Raw genomic sequence first — 21,654 nt, 5'->3', positions numbered from 1 at the left:
GCTCTGGGTCGGGAGTTTATGGGCTGTCGCCCTAGGCAACCTTAAACTTATCTGTACTAGACTGGAGGGCCTGGGCCGTCGCCAACAGTTGACGAATTGACTCAGTTAATTGTTCAGACTCGGTGGATGTTTGATTGGCAATTTCTGTCACTTCATTCACCGTCACCGTCACATCTTTAAATTCTGAGACCTGTTGATGGGCAATGTGGCTAATGCCTTGAATTAACGAGCTAATTTGACCTGTGGCCTCCACAATCGCCGTCAGATTTTGTCGCGTATCCGTCACCAGGTTCGTACCTTCTGCCACCTGCTGAATACCGGTCTCCATGGCCGTAGAGACTTCTGCGGTGCCCATTTGAATCTCTTGCACCAGCTGCTCAATTTCAGTGGCGGCTTCTGCCGACTGACGTGCCAGAGAGCGTACTTCATCGGCCACAACCGCAAACCCCCGTCCGTATTCTCCGGCGCGCGTCGCCTCAATGGACGCATTGAGAGATAACAGCTGGGTTTGGTTCGTAAAATGGCTAATGAGGTTCACCACCTTAGAAATTTTCTGGGACGATTCACTCAAACGCTTAATGCGTTGGCTCGTATCAGCTACGGTGGACCGAATGGCCATAATACTGGATACGGTATTATTCATGGCGGCATCCCCCACCTGCACCGTTTGATTTGCCTGCTGCACCGCCGTTTCCACCTGTTGAGCATCGTTGGCCACGGCTTCAGTTAAGTTCATCATGTCCTGCACCCGTTTCAGGGTTTGCTCCAAGGACAATACTTGCCGTTGAGCCTGCTGATTCAAGGAGGTCATGGAATTACCACTCTGTTTGGAGGTTTGCCCCACCTGCGCAGCGGCCTGTTTTACCTCAAGAACAATTTTTTGCAGACTTTGCAGGGTGTTGTTATAGGCACTGGCAACGGTACCCACTTCAGTATCGGTAACCGGCGCCCGTACGGTCAGATCGCCTTCCAACGCAGGATATACATCGGACAGTAGCTGGGTAACTTGCTTTTGCAAGCGCTCCTTGGATTCTTTCTCCTTGGTTGCCACCGCCTCCAGGGTTTTATTTTTTTCCTGCAGCTGGTTCAAATAGTCCGCCTGTTGCAGGGCAATATTTAGCTGCAGCCCAATGCGTCGGACAAAGTCAATTTCAGCCGCATCCCAGTGGCGAGGGCCCTGACATTCGTGGACGCAGAACAGCCCCCAAAGAATATCGCCTTTTAGCAAGGGAATGACCAATGACGCTCGCACCTGTAACTGGGAGAGTAAATCAACCAAACAATCGGGCAAATCGAGCTCTTGAATATCATGGACAATCCAGTTGCGGCCATTGCGGTAGTTTTCGGTCTGGCCGTCGGCAAAACAGTGATCCTTCACCTTTGTCGCCATGGCGGACACCACCCCCGCATCCACGTCTTCGATCACAAATTCACCAACGCTGTAGTTTGTGGCTAGATCAAATTGGAACAGGCCCACTCGACCCACGTTGAGCATCTGCCGAATATCTCGCACTGCTGTTTTTAGGGCGTTGGGAAGATCGGCCTGGCGACGTAAGCGCTCGGTAATTTGGGTGATTAATCGCTCTTGGGTGGCAATTTTTTTTAGTTTGTCATTTTTTTCCTGCAGCTCTTCTAGATAGGTGGTTTGCTGCAACGCGACATCAAGCCGGGCGGCGATTCTGCGAATAAACGCGATCTCTGCATCTTGCCAGGTGCGGGGACCATCGCACTGGTGAATGCAAAATAGGCCCCAAAGCTTGCCACTCTTGAGGAGGGGAACCACTAAATTTGCCCGCACTTGAAACTGGGTGAGGGTATTTAGGTGGCATTCGGGCAGCCCGGCGGTATAGATGTCCGATGCGGCCCAGTAGCCCCCCTGGCGATAGTCGTTATCGGTCTTACCGCCTTCATCAAAGCAGTGGTCTTCAACCCGCACGGCTTTGGCTGAGACAAAGTTTTTACGCACGCTTTCGGCAATAATTTCACCGCTGCCGTTGTTGCTCCCTGGATAAAATTTAAATACGGCCACCCGATCAGTGTTTAGATATTGACGAATTGCCTGAACTGTTGTCTCGAAGATGGATTGGATATCCGATAGGGTGCGAATATTTTTGACAACGCTGGTAATGATGCGATCGCGCGTCACTTCCTGTTGATTTTGCAACCGCAGCTCATGGATATGGAGCTTTAGGGCAAACTCAGTCCCCACCTGGTAGAGGAAGGCAATTTCAGACTCAGACCATTGACGAGGTGCGGCACAGTTTTGCACCACCAACAGCCCCCACAGCCGCTCATCCAAGAAAATTGGCAAACTCACATAGGCCTGCACTTGAAAACGCTGACATAGCTGCAGCTGGTAGGGCGTGGTCGCGTCTTCGGTAACGTTAGCGATGGTGACAAAAGGCTGTTGCTGATAGGCCTGGGTGGTATTTTCACCAAACGCCAGGGCCGCGACAGATTCCCCCAGATAGGGGGTATAGCCACTGGCAACGGACTCGGCAATGATATTCCCTTGTTCCTCAGAGGTAAATTTATAGATTAGGGCTCGATCGACCGCCAAATGTTTGCGTAGCTGGGTGACGGTAATTTGGCACAGGTTCTCCAGGTGGGTGGTCTGGGCCATTAGATTTGCGATCGCAAAGGGGCGCTTACCCGGCCCAGGCGGAAACGGAATCGAATCCAACTTAAGGGGCCGCAGCGTATCTTCAGGCAATTCCTGGTGTTCGAGAGTTGTTTCTGCAGATAGCGTCAGGTTTGATGCGGTCACCAAGACCGTATTATTGTCGTTTTCAGGAATCGTAAGATCTGGATTAGTCATATTGTTACCCCCTTGATTGTGGTCAAAATTATTAGAATTAGTAGAAAAAGCTGACATAAGAGAATCAATAACAATTAAGAAAGCGTGCGAAACGAATGATCCACCAATCGCAAGGCATCCAAAATAATTCCACCATGTTCTGGCAAATGCCCTGCCACCATAGGATCCGTAATCGCAGCACCAAGTTTTTCCGACTGCACAATCCTGTCAGGATCAATCAGTTCCACATCATCCACCTGCTCTACGGCCAAACCCACCGACCGTTCCTCCGCCTGGATCACAATGACCATCATGGTCTCTAACCTGGGGTTTTGATGCCATAAAGGCACCTTACCTAACAGACTATTCACATCCACTAGCCACAGCATTTCCCCACGCCAGTTACACACCCCCAACAACCAGGTCGCCATATCGGGAACCGGCAACAATTCGTCAATTGTCACCTGAAGAACCGCTGCAATATCCTTTAACGGTAACAACGTCGCTTCATCAGCACAGGTTTGAAATCGAAGAAAGCGTTGGCGCGTATCCTCTGGAATAGGTTCCAATCCGAGGGGATCTAGTTCAAGCACGACTTCATCGGAACGCGACTGACCGCCGATTACCCTTGGCCACGCACCACTCATAGGGCTCCACCAATGATTTTCTGAATAGTTTGAGACAGCTGCTCAGCATCAACAGGCTTACTCAAATAAGCATCTGCCCCCAACATCGAGCCCCATAATCTATCCGCATCCGTATCTTTAGTAGAGTAAATCACCACTGGAATATCCTGGGTTTTCTGATCGCTCTTTAAATGGCGACAAAGCTCAAATCCGCTTTGACCGGGCAATACCACATCTAGAAAAACGACATCCGGCCTAAGAGCTTGTATTTTAAAGAGCGCCTCCTCGCTACTTTCCACACCAACCACCATGATCTTAAGATTTTGCAGATGGGTTGTTAAATGCTCTCGATCTGTCAAGCTATCTTCCACAACTAACGCAGTTACCATAAAAGTTCCTATACAAATAAACGGTATCGATCTAATTACTGAATTCAGCCAAAGGGAACAATCTACACCTTACACACCTAGAATAAAGGTGAGAATTTAGGTGGAGACACCTCATTCTTGACAGCTTTTTGCAGTGGCCTCAAATATTTCTCCAACACCTTTGAAACCTTATGCTCCCTAATCGGCTTACCTAGAAAGCCCGAAGCCCCAACAACTTTAGAGCGCACCCGATCGGCAATACCATCATTATTAGTCACAATTATGATCGGCATTTCTTTGAATGCCGAAATACGGCGAATTTGAGCACACAACTCATAGCCATTCACCAACGGCATGACCAAATCCAGAAAAACCAGCTGGGGCTTTAACTCCAACAGCTGCGGCAAGGCATGAAGAGGATCGACAATATTAGCGTAGCCATAGCCTGCCCTCTGAACAATTTGGGCCATGGCTTGACTGTCCGCTTGATGATCTTCAATGTAAACCACCAAAGATTTTGATGACATCTGCCTTCGAGGCCGCTCTGGCGTCACATTAGCCGCAGACGATGCCCCCGCAGACTGGGCAATAACGGGCTGAGAAGACAGCAACCCTTCCATACTCCTTAAATCAATCGAATTTTTAAGTATGTTTCCGGCCATCTTTTGCAATTTACCCAAAAGACACATTAAGGTCACCGGCTTCAGACAATAATCATCACAGTCTGACTTTAGGAGCATTTGCCAATCGGCTTGCACTGTCGGCGACATGAGGGCGATCACCGGGATATCTTTAGTGACCGTAGAGGCCTTAAGAATCTGTATTACCTGCCAACCATCAATCACTGACAGGTCTGAATCCACCAAAATCAGATCTGGAGACTCTTTAATGGCCATTAAAATCCCTTGGTCACCCCCTTCGGTTGATAGCAACAGTTCATATCCATAGGGGCGAAGCTGCTGGCCCAACGAGTGGTGGACAGATTGTTTTTTTTCAATCAATAATATTTTAACCATTGGGAAATAGCTTAAAGTCTAAAACTAAAAAATTCAGTCAGACTGATTTGATCATCTTATTCGTCTTGCATGCACCGCAATTGACTTGCAACATAGGAAATCCACATATGCAACAAACCATGGTGAACAACCATCATGCACAGCGGGCAAGACTATTCTTTAAAGACCAACAGGCCAATATTTAACTTATTTAGGTCAAAACAGTAAGATTTAGGCTAATTCAATAGGTCTAAAGCAGCGATCAACTCAAAAAACCAGCAAAATAACGACATTTAATGAGCAGTAAGTTAGCAGCTTTAAGGGTTTAAGATTTCTCCCTAATATGTTGGCAAGCCCAGGCACCCAAAAGAACGACTTCCTTCTGAAAACTACAGATCGCCCCACCCAAGTCAGGATGGAGTTTTTATTAGTTAATAAATACCTTCATTAGCATTTAAATTACAGAAGCAATGTTTAAAGAGTTGTTCAAATTAACCCCTACTTTCACACAAGTTTTTTTTGAATAGAGCCTATGGATTTCGCTAAAAAAGGCTCGATCCATCCTCCTTAACCCCATAATCTCTAGTTTTCTCATTTTTTATAGGTAAAGCGAATTTAAATCTATATAACTACGGAGAAACAAGAAATATTTATAGATACAGCCCTTTTAGGCGTCTGCATGAAAATAATCTACCTCTTTGAGACATGTTCGAGGTGTGCTGTCCCCCTTACGAAGGGGGACTTACAGGGGGTTATCGACAGTTAGCGCTATCGGTCCAGACCCCTCCGCCTACGGCACCTCCCCTTCGTAAGGGGAGGAGGTTCTACGACATATTCTGTGATGGGGATTTTATTTATGTGCATTCCCCTTAACCGGAATTAAATCAACTTGAATTGATTAGTTATCCATTGGTTTATAGCCCTAAATTATTCGTCTTCCTAGACATAAATTAGCGGAATATAAGTATATATTCTCAGGCACACATCAAAAATAATCAGGCAATAGTTTTATGCAGTTGCACCAACTATAGGGTAATCGTTTTACAATCAAGTTCCAATGATATTTCTGGTAGGGAATGTTGGATTTAGGAAAATAATCGTCCCGCAATCACAAACATCTTGGTGTCGTAAATAATCAGTCAAGTATCCTACCTTGCCAGGAACTTGATACACCCTTAGAGTCCACAGACCAATTAATATGCGATAGAAAAATTCAAATAGCCAAGGGTAAAAATACGCATAGGGTTGAGGCGCACAAAAAACAACGTTCAGCTCAGGGTAGTCCATTTTAGGAAGGCTAGAGAATAACAAACCTGGCCTCACGCCCCTATTCTCCCAAGGATAAAGGGACATGCTATTTTTCTCTGCCCCGCACTTAATAGCACTATCCAGCTCAGATTTCTTTACTGATGCGGCTGTGGGAATGAAAATGAATCGACATTAACACATCAAACAGGGCCTCATTACCCTTTCAGTTCTCCCCCCATGACGATTAGAACATTTCAATGGGGGGAGAACTACAGAACTAACTCAAGCAACCACCATTAGGCAAAGACAAGGGCACCCATCAGGCCATTGGGCGACGTATCCTCTAGTACAGCAATCAACTCAGATACATCATCAGTCTGAGAGAAAATAGCTGTACCAGCAGGTACTCCATTGGGGGACGCTCCCAATGTGTAGTCATCAACGGTGCCATGGAGTTGAATCCGGTCTCCTTGAGCTAAGTTAAACCCTTGGATAAGGGCATAATCATCCAAGCCGGGCAATGTGGCATCGCCATCATCATAGAAGCTGCGGCCAACATTACCGAGAACAAAGAGATCATTCCCGTTACTTGCAATGAGAGTATCAACTTCACCCTGTCCCGGTGTCATATCTAACGGTTGAGTACCATTAATAACACTATTCACTCCAGTGCCTGACAACGTGTTGTTGCCTGCATTGCCTTGGGCAGTAGCCGTCTCCCCATCAACACCATCCGAAGCAGCCAGATAGCCCCAGGTATAGGCCGTTGGGCCAAGGGACTGATTAATCGTAAATTCAGTCACTGGCACATAGTAGAACGAATCAAAATAGGCCTCAGCCGTAGGAAACTCCCAGGGAGTCGGACTACTATCGTCGGTGGTAAACAGGTCAATCGCCCAGCTCCAGTCGCCGCCATAGCCATTGGGATTTTGCAAGTCAATGGGACCATACACCGTAATCCCTGCCGGCGCCTCCTGCCCCGTCGTCCGCATATCCAAAATTAACGGCATGTCCGGGTTGTTGTAACCAATGCCCGTGGTATACACCATATTATCCGGATTCGCACCTGCCGAAAACTGGCTGGCCAGAACACTTGCATCTAGGTAGGTACTATCTCCCGTCAGCGCATGGGCCCGCAAAAGAATATCTGTTTTGGGAGCACCGAAACCATCGCCCCAACCAATGGGAGAATAGGGATCCAGATTCCACTTATAGCCCGTATTCTCCATAATGGAGATTTGTTCATTCGCCTCTCGGGAAACAGAATTAATCGCATTCTGCTGAATGGTCCCATCCACAGGGCGTTCAGTTCGACCATAGACAAATGCCGCCTGGAGATGGTCGTGGCTTTGCCAGATAGAGGTTCTAGCATTGGGGTCTGAATAAACCGTCGTTTCCAAAAACAGATCGTGCCACTGTTGATCCCCCGTTAAGCGGTAGAGTTCTGCTGCCGCTAGATTACGCTGGTCATAAATCTGATGATATCGACCATTGGGGTCTTTCGTCAGTTCAGCATTGGCCCATTCCATCGCCTGCAAAGCACTGTCCTGGTAGGTTTGGGCTAGGTCAGTATCGTAATCTTTCAGCACATAGGCCGCCCTGGCCGCCACCCCCGCATAGAAATAGCTAGACCAGATACCAGGACCATAGGCCATCACCGTTTGAGACTCCTGCCAGCTACCCTCAAACCAGATGGGATGCCCCGCAGATTCAATGCCCCCAGGGATACCACCGTCTTCTTTTTGTAAACGGCGGAACACATCCAGTCCCCACAGGGCCTCATCTAAAACATCAGGCAAGTTGTTGCCTGACTCAGGCAGATCAAGATTAACAGACTCAAAATAGTCTCCATGGAGTTCCACCAGTTCTAACAATGAACGAGAGGCCTCCATGTGGGGAGTGCGGCGATCCCAATCCCCGGCATCCATCCATCCCCCCCAGGCATCAGTGACCACCTCGTCGGTGCGTGTGGCCTGCAAAGCTTCAAAGGCATCCAACCCGCCACTCAGGCCCATATTTGTGTCCATCAATGGCACCGTCGACTGATATACCGTCACCCCATCCTGAGGATGGAACGACCGGGGGCGACTGTAGTCTGTGTAGGGGGCCTCTAGCTCGATGCCGCTACGCTGGTGGAACAAACCTCGGGCCGACACATAGAATGCATCACGCCAGGTATTTTCGCCAATTTCAAACTCGTAGGAGGTACCCACACCGTCCACATAGACCGAGTACTGACCTGGGGTATCAAAGTCACTGAAATCCATCATGAACACATCGGTGCCACTATGGTTTCGCCCTTGGTGGTCATCCGCCTCGCTGGCCGATTTAGAAAGGGTTGTTTGCCCTTCGTACACCTTTTCCCCTGTGGCTGCATCAATTAGCCAGAACGTTTGGCCAGCCCCATAGTCCAGACCACCCCCGTTGCCCATCCAGGTAGATAGGAAAGCCACCTTCGACCCATCACCGGGGTCAAAGCCGAGATGAGAAACATGCACTGCATCGCTCCGGGTTGCCTCAGGTTCATAAACAAACTCACTGTCCGCCAAGAAATTACCGGCAAAGTTGAGCTGGTAGCTTTCTCCCTCTGTGAGACCATCAGGCAGTTCAACGTATACAGTGTGCTCCATGGGCCACTCAAACTCCCAGATATCAGTCTGGGCCATGTCGTCCACTTTGCTCTTGCGATAAACATTGGTGGGTCTGATGATAGAACCATCGGCAGCAACAATCTCGTAGTTGCTAACATTGTCTGCCCAAGCGGTGTTTAGCCCAGGACCGCTATATTCGTCCACCAGCCAAATTTTGTTGGGCTCACCCGCTATCTGCCAGCCGATGGTTTCGTTGTTCCGAACGACCCAGCCGTCATCCTGGATAATGTCATCTGCTGCTGGCACATAGTCAACCTGTTTACCACGGGCGATTTCTCCAGTGTTGATCTTTAGGGCTACTACGTTTTCACTCACGGTGAAGACATGCTCAATCTCTACAGCTGTAGGATCAACTGGATCAGGATCAGGAAACAAAGGTCCCGGAGGGGGAGGCTCGGGGGCAGGTACGGATTGACTAAATAGTTGGGACTGAGGAACTTTTTCCAGGGGCTGACTGTTACTTGACCACATTAATTCAGCACTGGCCCCACCATTAACCTCAATGTAGTCCAAACGGATGTTATACCGTTGGCCTGCGTCTAAGGTAATGGTGCCATTGTGGAGAGTGGGAGATTGGGGAACCAGTTGGTCAATGATTAGCTCATCGTTTATCCACAGCCGCACACCGTCATCTGAGAAGGTCTGGAAGGTATAGGTTTCTGAATAGCGAGGTTCAATTTCACCGGTCCAGCGTACTGAGAATGAGTCGGGTTCAAGGGTTGCATAGGGAGACCGGGTTCCCCAATTAAAGTCCACATTCTCATCTGTACGAGTGAGGGCCAGCTCAGTGAAGTCCTGGTTGTTGTAATACTCTCCTTTGAGGCCGTTAACTTCTGTTGAAGGCCCAGGTTCAACGGGAGGTTCTGGTTCAACGGGAGGTTCCGGTTCAACGGGAGGTTCCGGTTCAACGGGAGGTTCTGGTTCAACGGGAGGTTCTGGTTCAACGGGAGGTTCTGGTTCAACGGGAGGCGCGGGTTCGGGTTCCGGCGCGGGTTCAACGGGAGGTTCCGGTTCAACGGGAGGTTCTGGTTCAACGGGAGGTTCCGGTTCAACGGGAGGTTCCGGTTCAACGGGAGGTTCTGGTTCAACGGGGGGTTCTGGTTCAACGGGAGGTTCTGGCTCTGTTACAGTCGTGCTGTAGAGCTGAGACTGGGGAATGATTTCCAAGGGCTGACTGTCACTTAACCACCAAAGTTCAGCCGATGCACCACCATAATTTTCGTAATAGTCCAGGCGAATATCGTACTGCTGGCCAGCTTCTAGGGTAATTGTTCCGCTATGAATGGTGGCGGCCTGCTCAACAAACTTGTCGATAATCAGTTCATCATTCACCCACAGCCGCACGCCGTCGTCTGAACTGGTGGAAAAGGTGTAGATTTCTGAGTAACGCGGCTCTACTCGACCCGTCCAACGGATGGAATAGGTATCTTTTTCAATGGATGGGTCAGGGGAACCTGCATCCCAGTTAAAATCCACTGTGGCATCGGTGCGGGTGAATACCGAATCGGTAAAGTCTTTGTTGTTGTAGTACTCCGCCTTAAGACCATTACCCTCACCATCCATAGGCGGTTCTGGTTCGGTAGGCGGCTCTGGTTCTGCAGGTGGTTCTGGTTCTGCAGGAGGTTCTGGTTCTACAGGAGGTTCTGGTTCTACAGGAGGTTCTGGTTCTACAGGTGGTTCTGGTTCTACAGGTGGTTCTGGCTCAGGCTCAGGTTCTGGCTCAGGTTCTGGCTCTGGGGCAACGGGAGGCTCAGGTTCTGGCTCGGGTTCTGGCTCAGGGGCAACGGGAGGCTCGGGCTCAACGGGAGGTTCAGGCTCTGTTACAGCCGTGCTGTAGAGCTGAGACTGGGGAATAATTTCCAGGGACTGACTGTCACTTAACCACCAAAGTTCAGCCGATGCGCCACCATAATTTTCGTAATAGTCCAGGCGAATATCGTACTGTTGGCCAGCTTCTAGGGTAATTGTTCCGCTATGAATGGTGGCGGCCTGCTCAACAAACTTATCGATAATCAGTTGATCATTTACCCATAGACGAACACCATCATCTGAACTGGTGGAAAAGGTGTAGGTTTCTGAGTAACGAGGCTCTACTCGACCCGTCCAACGAATGGAATAGGTATCTTTTTCAATGGATGGGTCAGGGGAACCCGCATCCCAGTTAAAGTCCACTGTGGCATCGGTTTGCGTAAATGCCAGGTCAGTGAAGTTTTTGTTGTGGTAATACTCTCCCGCAAGGCCATTACCACTACCCTCAACGGGAGGCTCAGCCATAACTACAGCAGAGCTATATAGCTGTGACTGAGGAATGACTTCCAGGGGTTGACTAGCGCTGGACCAGCGTAGTTGAGCGTTGGCACCCCCGTAGTTTTCATAATAATCAAGGCGGATATCGTATCGCTTTCCTGCCTCCAGGGTGATGGTGCCGCTGTGAGCAGTTGTGGCTTGCTCATAAAAGTTGTCGATAATCAGCTCATTGTTGACCCATAGACGAACACCATCATCCGAACTGGTTTCAAAGGTATAGGTTTCAGAAAACAGCGGTTCTATTTGTCCTGTCCAATGCACGGAAAAGGTGTCTGCTACGATCTCAGCATCAGGAGAACCATTATCCCAATCGAAGTCCACAATGGCATCTGTACGAGCCAGGATCAGATCCGTAAAATCTTTGTTGTTGTAATACTCAGCCTTTAAGCCATTAACAACATCAATTGAATTAGTCGTTGTTGTCACATCGCCGTCTAACATTCGCATCTCAATTCTCCAAAAAATTGAATAGAACAGAATTAAGCAAAAAAGATCGGTCTACCGCAGCTGCTGTAGTTAGCAAGAATCTCAGCATCACCAAACTCGACATGCCCATATCTGATAAGTGTTTGACAAGGAAAGAGACTAAAGGTCAAACAATGGACATGATTTCAGCTGCAAAATAAATACCAGTGATAGAGCACTAAAATATCACTTGAGGTCTTCAAGAATTGTGGACAAACTATTTCACAAGAAAGGTAAGACTTTTAAGACATCAGTAAACTGCAGTCATTCTTTGAATGATCGCGAGCATCATTTAATTTGCTGCCAGGCATAGCATATAACTAGAAACAATCAGCCATATCTGTTAACAGACATGGGATCAAAATCCTCATACCAAAAGAGAATTTTCAGAAACTTGTTGCTCTATTACAAATCAGCACTATAGAAATGCCTTATTCATACCAAACACAAAATAAAACAGATATCTTCAGCAAGGATGCTTATACAGTCTTCTTTCAAGCTAGAAAATAGCTAGACCAAAGGTTTTCAAGGGACTCAAGCATCAGACTTTAACTATTTAGAATAAAGAACACACTTTAAACAGTCAAAATTCCCATTAACGTCCTACTAATAGAACTTTCCAGCTCAACTCATTTAGGAAGCAACCCTTATAATCAGTTTTTGCACCAGCCCATATGAACCAAATAATCAACCAAGGTTCAATGACAGAATAGGTGTTTCAATCTTCTGAAATCTAGCCTATTGAAAGAAAGTTGACCTATTGAGAAAGGTACAAGAGATCGTTTATATATAGATATTTTTAACGGAATCCTAAAATAGAAAGTAACTATTTAATGGACAAGTGCATACAACGTAAATACACTCAACTACAGACGACACATGGATAGTATTGCACATCTCTCTTCACATTAAATAAACATTGCATCAATTTCAGATAAAGCAGATCTCTCAGTACAACTTTTATGTGTCATCTCAGAAAGTTTCCTGATCGCTCGCTAGGTCCTGAGCATCATGTCCAAAGATGGTTTAGTTCATGCCCATAGTGCACTCGTTATTCTGACGATGTAACTGACTCCTAACGCTGTCTGACTAAGCGTGCAGAAATAACCTCAATCCGACGGTCTAACCGGGAAACCTCGGTTGATTCATCCAATTGCGCATAGGCTTCGCGTGCCTGACGCAGATGTTGGAGAGTTTTCTCAAAAAGACCTAACGTGGCATAGACATCGGCCAAACTCACGCAGATGATCGCTTCGCTCAGACTATCTGTATTTTGAACAGCAAGGGCTAAGGCTTGCCCATAGGATTCAATGGCCAGCTGATTGAGACCACTTTGGCTGTAAGTATCGCCCAGGGCGGTGTAGACCAAATCTGAGGCGATTTCTCTATCGGCTAGTACCTGCAACAAATCTAGGGCGTCAGTGTACATTTCTTTTAAAAAGAAGACACCGGCCTGGGCGAGGGCAAGGTCTTCTACATCTTGTTGTGCCGCTAGGGGAAGCGCCGCATCCGGTGAATCGATGGCCAGTTGATCGAGCTGAAATCTTAGGTCTTCATAGTCTTCATCAAACAACAGTTGAAAGCCCGACTCGTAGTATCCTTCATCCAAATCAGACGATACCCCCGTATCGGTAACCACCTCAATGGAATAGTAGTTACCTGGGTCTAAGGGCACCAGCACTGGAAACGGCAGCTCATTCGCATCGTCCACGGTTATTGTTTCCCATAGGGCCGTCTCGGGGCGATCGCGCTCGAAGGTCCAACGCCAAATCCTGACGGTATAGCGGTGGGCATCTGCCACTGGATTCCAGCGGATTGTGTAGGGCTGGCTGGGGTTAGGATTGCGAATCCAGGCATTGCGGGGGGAAATCACATAGGGCACAGACGCGTCGTTCCCACCGACAATACGCCCGGACCGTTTGCCCCCGGCGCGGGTATTGGACGCTTGGCCCCGCCGCCGCGCACAGGCCTGCCAAAAGAAACATGCCGCCTCTGCGGCTGGTGGCCGCACTATGGGGGCGACGATGCCCAGCCCCACAGCCACAGCCAGCATTAAACGCCAGCGCCGCTGAAATTTAAAGCGTTTGGGCCAGCTTGACTGGCTGAGGCTTAAGCATTGAAACATGGAAAATCACCCTTTTCGTAAGCGATAGGTCATATAGCCCACTGCACCGCTAGTTAAGCCCCAACCAACCAGGGTCGGTACCCAGGGTACCCAAACCACTGGCCCCACCATGAACCCGTAGCAGGCTAGGGTTAATAGCCCGAGGGATCCAAGGCTAGCTGCTAACACCGGTAACGGCTGCACCAATCGCCAAAAGATTACACCGCCAATGCTAGACCACAATAGAATCCAACTGGATTCTCCCCAAAAGGGCCACCAGCGAATTAGGGGCCGGTCCTCTAAGGCGGCGTTGATTAACTGACTAAGCATTTGGCCGTGGAGGTAAACCCCAGGAATTGAATCGCCATAGGGGGTGTTGAAGTCGTCGGAGTTGCGATCGCTAAAATCGGTATACCCAATCAAAACAACACGATCTCGAATCAGCGCCGGATCCACCTGATCGCGAATCACCGCTGCCAACGAAACCTGGGGGGCAAAATCCTTCAGCCGAGCCCCTCGTGCTTGGGTCTGAGGATCGCCATAGGTCCTAAAATTAATCAAGGTTTGGTAATCGACCAAACTACTCCACCCCCAGCCTTCGGTCATGGCGCTATAGGCCGTACCATTACCATAAAGATCCGGAATCACCACATCCCCCAAGGAAATGGTTTCCAGCTGATTTTCATTGCCCGTATTCCCATAGGCAATCCCCTCCGCCTCAAGGTATTTTTTAGCCAACAACAACGTAAAAGATTCCTCCGGCACACAGGCACTGTCCCGCTCCAGCCACTGGGTTAAATAGTGCCGACGCACAGTATTGCCACCATCCAGCAAAAAGTTGGCAAATCCCACCCGCTCAACAGGCATTTCACTGCCAATATCACTCACCTGGTCGCTCGCCGTCTGACAGATACCCAACAGATTATCCGTCCAAGCCAAGTCATTCCCCAGGGCTCCCTGGGCCGGAAAATCTCGAAACACGTCTAGGCCAATCAATCGAGCATCATAGCTGTTAAGCACATGAATCGCCTCTGACAGCGCATTTTCAGGAATCGTGCCAATGCCAGGCTGATAACGACCCTCGACCATTTGTTGTCGCAACCACTCACCACTTGCCGCGTCAACTTTCACAATCAACAAACGCTCATCCTGGGCCACCTCATTGGGGCGCCATCGCAAAAGCTGATCGTAGGCTGCAATCTCTAGAGGTTGCAGCCCCCCAAACAGCCTCACCACTGAAACGGTACCGGCGGCCACCGCCGTTGCCATGGCCACCGCACGGGCCTTAAGCTTCCTCAAGGGCAAGGCCTGACTGGCTTTGATATAGCGCCGTTGGAGATCCGTCACCGGCGGTTTTTTATCCTTTGTCTGGTGCAGCCAGCGTTGGGACTCCGCCAGGTCATTTCCCCGCAGCAAGAAACTATCATCCCGGTGCGCTGTTTCCCATTCAGAGGCCTTTACCAATAAGCGCGTATGGGCTCGCACATGGTAAGGGTCGCTCTCCAGGGTGCGAAACAACTCACCAAAATTCACCAAAAAATCCCCGCCGTGACGGCGAAAATCACTCCAAGGCAGAGTTTTTATACTGTCTGGCACCGTGGACTTGAGTACATCCCGATAGACAACGGGCAGTATGCGTTTTTGTTGAAACTGGGCATAGTGCAGCTGGTCTAAACAAGCCTGACATCGCACGGAGCTGGGGGAGAGGATAAAAACAACATTTTCGGCATTGTCCATCAGCTGCCGCGTATCGTCCCAGCGATCGGCTTCCCCAGCGGCCCCTTCGGGGGATAGCCAGGCACTTTTACCTTGCACCAAAAGAGTCTCATTCAACCGACGAGAGAAGTCAAAATCATCACCATGGTGCACAAAAAATACCCCCAGGGTTTGATCCGGCGACTGCATCTGGCTGGCTTCTAAGAACAGTAGCTGCAATGGCAGCGCCGCCCCCACGGATCGTCCGTTGGCGTTTTGAGCCCAGGCAAAATAAGTATCCTGCATGCGCCGCTGCAACAATAAGCTAGGATTTTGTTTTTGTCGCTCCCACTTAAGGGCTCGCACTAAAAGCTGTTTATGCTGATTATAGTAGGGCGCATCTTGGCGAATGGTGCGCAGTAGCTCGGCAAAATCTCGATCCAAGTCGTTGGCATCTCTGTTATCCGCCAGGTTAATAAACTGAATTTTTCGAATGGTATCGGGCAAACGGCTGACATCAATGGCCTCCACCAGCATGGGGATAATGCGCTTATTGAGATCTAGTGCCTGGTCGATCTCCATTTGGCAATAGTCCGATGCTAGGGATGCTTGCGATATTAAATAAACCACGTTGTCGGCTTCTTCGATGCCCCGTTGAATGGCCGACTCAAAATCTTCCCCCATGCGAATATCCACCGTATTAGTCCATACGGTCACCCCTGCCTGGAGCAGGCGATAGCGCACAATTTCCCGCGTGGCAAAATCTTCTTCGGCATAGGAAAGAAAGACCTGGGTCATGCCCCCGTCGGCCATTTTGACACTCTCGGCAATAAAGGTTGCCTGGAGCAAGCTGGGGATACAGGGGGGTTGCTCGGCAGAAAACTCTGTTAACAGCCAGTTTTGTGACCGTAAACGATCCTCACCCATGAGTAGATAGGAACTTTGGTTTTGGTGGCGCTCCCAGGCCAATGCCCGCATCAACAGCTCCGTGTGCTGATGCACGTAGTCTTCATGGCGGTGGCACAGTTCCACCAAACCTGTGATCATCGCATCCCAGTCATCCAAGCTTTCTCGGCCATGGATCCAGTTGATTTTGCCAATCTCAGGATGCATGTTAGGAAAACTGGAATGTTTCCCCTTCGCCTTAAAGCCGCGCCACTGGTCTGGGCTCCCCTGGGGATTCCGTGCTTTCCAGGTGGAATAACCGATCTCTTCCACGTGCAAAATCGGAATAATCCGTTTGTTATATTTCAGTGCCAGGGCAATTTCCTTGGCACAGTAAGGGGAGTTCACGGCATGGGGAGCGATGATAAAGATAAAATTATGGCTTTTCTCAATGCCGTCATTGATTTGGGCCTGGAAGTCTACGCCCAAGGGGATATCGTTTTGATCAAACCAAACCTGAAATCCCTGGTCGGTCAATTGCTGGCATAGTTGAGTGGCAAAGGCTTTGCTATCAGCTCGACCATAGGAAATAAAGGCATCATAAAACTGGTTAATGCCTTGGCTGGCCTGGATAAAAGCGGTGTGGAAATCGGTGGGCTCTCCCCCGGTGGGGCTAGGCTCTGACAGCCATGCCTGGGCAGCGGCAAAGGCACCGGAGCGGAGCAGAAATTTGCGATCGCGCCCCTGTCGTTCCCAAGCCAACGCCTGCACCAACAGACGCTTATGAAGCTCCACATAGTCTGACGAGCTCCGCAGGGTGCGCGTCAACTCACCCATCGCCCGGTCAAAATGAATATCCGACACCAGGGATGAAAAGTCAATAAACGGCACCATCCGCAGATCAGCCGGCAGCGTCGCCACCTCCATAGCCTGCAACAACAACGGAATCACCCGCTTGTTATACCGGCAGGCATAGGCCAACTGCTGCTGGCAATGGGGCGATGCCAAATAGTCAGGAGATAGCAACACCAGCAGATTATCGGCTTTCTCAATGCCCCGATGAACTGCCTGCTGGCAATCTGTTGCCCCCGACATAGCCACCGGATTCCCCCAAACCGTAATCCCCTCAAACATCAGGCGATTGCGCACCCTCTCCTGCATCGCCCGATCCCCTTCGCCATAGGAGATAAACACCTGGGTCATCTGGTGCTGGGCCGCCTTCAGACTCTCAGTAATATAGGCACAATGGAGATCCGTCGGCAGGCAAGGGGGCTGCCGCTCCGCTTGAAATCGTGTTCTCAGCCAGGCCTCGGCCTCTGGCAAATCCCCTGCCGGCAGCAAATCACTGGGCTGACATTGTTGGCGCTGCCATCTCAACGCTTTGGTCAACAGCTGGCTATGGTGACGCACATAGCCCTGATGTCGCCCCAAAATAGCCGTTAGCTCGACTAAACCCTCATCAAAATCATCAATCCCCCCTCGAAAATACACCCAGTTAACGTTGCTAATGTCCGGGTGCATATTTTGAAAACTACTGTGGCGACCCTGCTTTTTAACCGTTCGCCAACTCCCCTCATTAGCCTCTGGATGCTGCTGCTGCCAGCTTTCAAAACTAATCTCCTCTATATGCAACAGCGGAATAATGCGCTTGTGCCAAGCCAATGCCAGCGCAAGTTCTTGTACGCAATAGGGCGAATTAACCGCGTGGGGAGAAATAACAAACAGAAAATTATCAGCTTTTTCAATACCCTCTTGAATCTGATGTTGATAATCTCCTTCCAGGGAAATAGCCTCAACATCAAACCATACCCTTAGCCCCGCCTCGACCAAACAATCTTTCAGCTTGCGGGCAAACGGACGACTGTCTGCCCTGCCATAGGAAATAAAAACATCCTGGGAAGATGCGGAAGGCTGCGTCATGAGATGGTTGCCACTTTACTTAAAGCAAAAATTGCAGGGCTTAGCTGAGTAACGATAGTGAGCGCACTAGCGTTTCAACCACGTATCCTAGCCCCCGGACAGGGCAGGATACATCTAGATCGACTAAATTGGACGCCCCTAGTATTCCCACCGCGCACCATACCCCCGTGCATCAATGTGGGTAAAGGTTGCGGCACTGGCCAAACCACCTCGATTGCCCCACCACGGTTCTAATTGACGGTTCACATCCCATGGGGAAATGCCGTTAACAAAAAAATCTACCGCATCTCCAGACATGTGGCGGGACTTACTACTGCCCCCCACGCGGCCATTGGTGACCGGGTCACGGTACCAGGAGGTAACCGTAATCGGACGATTGCCCAACAACTCTCGAACCTCTTCCATCACCTTGGCAATTTTGACAATGCCGTCAACGATGGTGCCATCCACCGGAATGCGATCGCCATTTTTAGTCGCTTCAGCCCAGCTAAAATTCCCCTTAGGGATAATGGGGTCTCCCAGGTAAACCGTGCCCAATTTAGGCACCTCAATGGCACGTCCCCGATCTCTCTCGGCAATTTTTGTCTCAGGTTCCACCGGTGGATCCTTGGGGTGATTATTGGGCTCGGTCCCCCGCAACCAAATGTGCTGGGCATAGACATACCAATCTCTTCGATCATGCTGGCCAATCAGCACCCCATCCGGGATACGAATTTTCACATGGTCATGCTTATCCAAATTATCCCTGAGCAGCTCTAGCGTTGTCCCAGCAGCAACTCGGATTTTATCCTGCTCAGACAGCCGCGCACTCTGTTCTGGACGTAACTTAAACAGGGTGTCTGTCAACACCAATAGCTCAACAGCTTTTTGATTGCCAATATCAATCAGCTGCTGCTGCTGGAGATAGAGCACTACCGCCGCCGCCCCTACCCGCACCGTGGGTTCACTCAGCACAGTCGTGCCACTCCACACCCAGGTGGACTGCTTACCAACACCGCCGCGAAAACCATGCCACAGATCAAAGCCCCACAAAAATGCGCCCAAGGTGCGCGTCTTAGCCTGGTGATATTTCTTAGCAATTAATACATTGGTCACCTCACGCTCAAACTGCCCAGGCTCCCGAAAATTCCACTCGCTGTAGTGCAAAATACCCACAAACCACCAGGGCACCCCGGTGGCTTTTTCTACGGTTTCATAGTGCGACCTCAGCTGCACCATGCGTCCCACAATCCCCCTCACCGTAGGCTCCACCCCTGGCTGCAAAGCACAAGCATCAAATGCCGACCTATAGTCAGCCTCAAGCTTTTTCAAAGTCACATCCATAAGCGCTGGTAGACGAAACAACCTGACAAAACGAAAAATGCCCTCTAATTGCAAACACGTCAATATCTAAGGAAAACAGCAAGCCTGTAGTATTCGCCTCAGGCTTAACCCGTGAAGTCGTTTCTTGGCAGCTCCTAAAACCGCGAGACCATAGTGTCTTGGCCCCCTCACACAATCAAGGACACTGGCTGATAGGTTAATTTTTATAAATCAGTCAGGGGGATTCCAAAGTTATACGGTTTACCTTTGAGTTGCACTACACATTGGGTCCTAGTTTGTATAGTGCTTCGCAATATGGACAATACCTTAAATAAATTGTCGAAAATGGTTGAAATACACAGTCCGTAATTTACGATCAATGGCTTAAGTCACAGGGGCATCCGTGGGTAAACTTGAGCCAAGTCACCCATACTGTTTATCTCACCTCTATGTATTGTGCGGAGGCCACCTCATCTCCATACTTCTTCATATAGCGCCACCAATCGCAAGTAGCATCTATGCTACGCAATATCCTGTCGAAACGCATACACCCTGCATCTAAATTCAAATACAAAATGGCCAAGAAAAATGCTTATAACGACTATCTCAAGCAAACTCTAGGGGGGCTAATCGATAAACTTGAGATTTCAGAGTTGCGGAAGGAGTTCCTTAAGAATCGTTGGTTAGATCAGGTGATGTGGCTAGAGGGACGGGCCACGCGGGAACGCAACCAACATTTTCGGTTACGGATGGTCACCATTATTGGCGGTGTGCTGGTGCCCGCCATGGTGGGCTTTAAAAGTGAAAACATCACCCTGGATGCAAGAGTTCGTTGGATTGCCCTAGGCATTAGTCAGGCCGTAGCAATTTCTGCCGCCGTCGAAGAGTTCTTTGGCCATGGAGATAAGTATCGCAACTATCGCAGCACAGCAGAGAGTATGAAGATCGAGGGCTGGCAGTTTATGCAGCTGGCAGGTCCCTACCGCAAATTTAAGGTACACTCCGACGCGTATAAGATATTTGCCCAGCGGGTGGAAGCCTACATCCAAAAAGACGTAGAAGGCTTCGTCTCCCGCCTAGAAGAGAAACAAGACGAAAGTAAGGAAGATGCTGAAGAGGCCAAGGACAACGCTGAAAAAGCATTAATGCGCCTCAATAGCGAATTGGAAGCAAGGGCTCAGCGTCTGGAGTTAGAAAGGGCCGAACTAGCCGCGGCACAACAAGCAACCTATCAGCCCCAAACAGAAGATGTGGAATATTCCGGCTCTTTACTCGATATATCCATGCCTGGGGGCACCGGCGTCAACGCTGGGGCCACAACGGTTAGTGATGGGGTTGCAGCTGATCCCGTCCCTGAAATCCAACCCCTAATGCCATCGTCCAGAGGAGCGGCTGGCCGATCTCGCGCTACATCAAGTCGTACGATTTCATCCAGCAGTTCCCTGCCACCCTTGGGGCAACATGCCCTGGAATGGGAAGAAACAGTTGACTTCAAAGCACTCAAAACCCTTTTGAGCGCGCAAAAAAGCACCGCCGCCACCGCAAAAAGCAGTGTTTCCACCACCACCCAGGTAAAGCAACTCATTACCCCAGACGAAGTTGCCAGCATCCTAGAATGCTCCCTAGATGACTGTAAGGTCTATCTACCTGGCATCTTGGCGGCCATGCAAAAATACGACATTTTAGACAATGCGGTACTGATCGGATTGCTGGCCACCATTCGCATTGAAACGGGTGGATTTAAACCTGTCCATGAATGGGGCGGTGAAAGCTATTGGAAACGCTATGAAGACAGGGCCGACTTGGGCAACGTAAATCCTGGCGATGGCATCAAGTACCACGGTCGCGGATATATTCAACTCACTGGCCGAGCTAACTACAAAACCTACGGTAAGAAGCTGGGGGTAGATTTAGAAAACAATCCAGACCTAGCCATGGATCCAGAAATTTCTGCCCAGGTTCTGACTTGCTATTTTAAGGAGCGGGGGGTGGCTGAGGCAGCCCGTGCTGGCGATTGGCGACGGGTACGCAAACTAGTGAATGGTGGTTACCATGGTTGGGATGTGTTCTCTAAATATGTCGAGCGTGCGCGCACAAATTTGGCATAGGCTCTGTTAATTCCTTAAATATGTCGAGCTTGCGCACAAACTTGGCATAGGCTCTGTTAGTTCCTTAAATATGTCGAGCGTGCGCGCACAAATTTGGCATAGGCTCTGTTAGTTCCTTAAATATGCCGAGCTTGCGCACAAACTTGGCATAGGCCCTGTTAACCCCTGAGTTTTCTCCTAGTA

Annotated in this window: 9 protein-coding genes; 1 reads left to right on the top strand and 8 read right to left on the bottom strand. The window is 49.5% G+C overall.

What is annotated here, in order from left to right; all coding sequences use genetic code 11:
* Nucleotides 1-31 precede the first annotated feature (31 nt).
* From IXB28_RS07215 to IXB28_RS07180, 8 genes are all read right to left on the bottom strand, one after another.
* Nucleotides 32-2,818 (bottom strand): GAF domain-containing protein, encoded by a 2,787-nt coding sequence (locus IXB28_RS07215; RefSeq protein WP_246559646.1) that lies wholly within the window; start codon nt 2,816-2,818, stop codon nt 32-34.
* Between the two features lie 74 nt (nt 2,819-2,892).
* Complete coding sequence (locus IXB28_RS07210; protein ID WP_215617846.1) at nt 2,893-3,444, bottom strand: chemotaxis protein CheW; 552 nt, start codon at nt 3,442-3,444, stop codon at nt 2,893-2,895.
* Nucleotides 3,441-3,812, bottom strand: a complete 372-nt coding sequence (locus IXB28_RS07205; RefSeq protein ID WP_215617845.1) for a response regulator — start codon at nt 3,810-3,812, stop codon at nt 3,441-3,443. The genes IXB28_RS07210 and IXB28_RS07205 overlap by 4 nt, the downstream gene beginning before the upstream one ends.
* Before the next feature lie 77 nt (nt 3,813-3,889).
* Entirely contained in the window at nt 3,890-4,807 is a 918-nt protein-coding gene (locus tag IXB28_RS07200; protein WP_215617844.1) for a response regulator, read from the bottom strand.
* Between the two features lie 1,523 nt (nt 4,808-6,330).
* A complete protein-coding gene (locus IXB28_RS07195) occupies nt 6,331-11,439 on the bottom strand; it encodes a PA14 domain-containing protein (RefSeq protein ID WP_215617843.1) in 5,109 nt (1,702 codons plus the stop codon).
* Between the two features lie 1,093 nt (nt 11,440-12,532).
* A complete protein-coding gene (locus IXB28_RS07190; RefSeq protein ID WP_215617842.1) occupies nt 12,533-13,582 on the bottom strand; it encodes a tetratricopeptide repeat protein in 1,050 nt (349 codons plus the stop codon).
* Between the two features lie 6 nt (nt 13,583-13,588).
* A complete protein-coding gene (locus tag IXB28_RS07185) occupies nt 13,589-18,061 on the bottom strand; it encodes a TIR domain-containing protein (RefSeq protein ID WP_215617841.1) in 4,473 nt (1,490 codons plus the stop codon).
* A 138-nt stretch (nt 18,062-18,199) separates the two neighbouring features.
* The gene (locus IXB28_RS07180) at nt 18,200-19,384 is read right to left on the bottom strand and encodes a D-Ala-D-Ala carboxypeptidase family metallohydrolase (RefSeq protein WP_215617840.1); all 1,185 of its coding nucleotides are present in this window, start codon (nt 19,382-19,384) and stop codon (nt 18,200-18,202) included.
* A gap of 554 nt (nt 19,385-19,938) precedes the next feature.
* On the opposite strand from IXB28_RS07180, the gene IXB28_RS07175 reads away from it, so the two are divergent.
* Entirely contained in the window at nt 19,939-21,471 is a 1,533-nt protein-coding gene (locus IXB28_RS07175; protein WP_215617839.1) for a DUF4231 domain-containing protein, read from the top strand.
* Nucleotides 21,472-21,654: the final 183 nt, after the last annotated feature.

The organism is Leptothoe kymatousa TAU-MAC 1615 (assembly GCF_018739865.1).
Classification (GTDB): Bacteria; Cyanobacteriota; Cyanobacteriia; order Phormidesmidales; family Phormidesmidaceae; genus Leptothoe; species Leptothoe kymatousa.
The sequence above is the reverse complement of the archived record's forward strand: the minus strand, read 5'-3'. Positions and strand labels throughout refer to the sequence as shown.

Coding starts and splice junctions, on each gene's coding strand:
- IXB28_RS07215 (WP_246559646.1), bottom strand. CDS start 2,818: ATGACTAATCCAGATCTTACGATTCCTGAAAACGACAATAATACGGTC.
- IXB28_RS07200 (WP_215617844.1), bottom strand. CDS start 4,807: ATGGTTAAAATATTATTGATTGAAAAAAAACAATCTGTCCACCACTCG.
- IXB28_RS07195 (WP_215617843.1), bottom strand. CDS start 11,439: ATGCGAATGTTAGACGGCGATGTGACAACAACGACTAATTCAATTGAT.
- IXB28_RS07205 (WP_215617845.1), bottom strand. CDS start 3,812: ATGGTAACTGCGTTAGTTGTGGAAGATAGCTTGACAGATCGAGAGCAT.
- IXB28_RS07185 (WP_215617841.1), bottom strand. CDS start 18,061: ATGACGCAGCCTTCCGCATCTTCCCAGGATGTTTTTATTTCCTATGGC.
- IXB28_RS07175 (WP_215617839.1), top strand. CDS start 19,939: ATGGCCAAGAAAAATGCTTATAACGACTATCTCAAGCAAACTCTAGGG.
- IXB28_RS07210 (WP_215617846.1), bottom strand. CDS start 3,444: ATGAGTGGTGCGTGGCCAAGGGTAATCGGCGGTCAGTCGCGTTCCGAT.
- IXB28_RS07190 (WP_215617842.1), bottom strand. CDS start 13,582: ATGTTTCAATGCTTAAGCCTCAGCCAGTCAAGCTGGCCCAAACGCTTT.
- IXB28_RS07180 (WP_215617840.1), bottom strand. CDS start 19,384: ATGGATGTGACTTTGAAAAAGCTTGAGGCTGACTATAGGTCGGCATTT.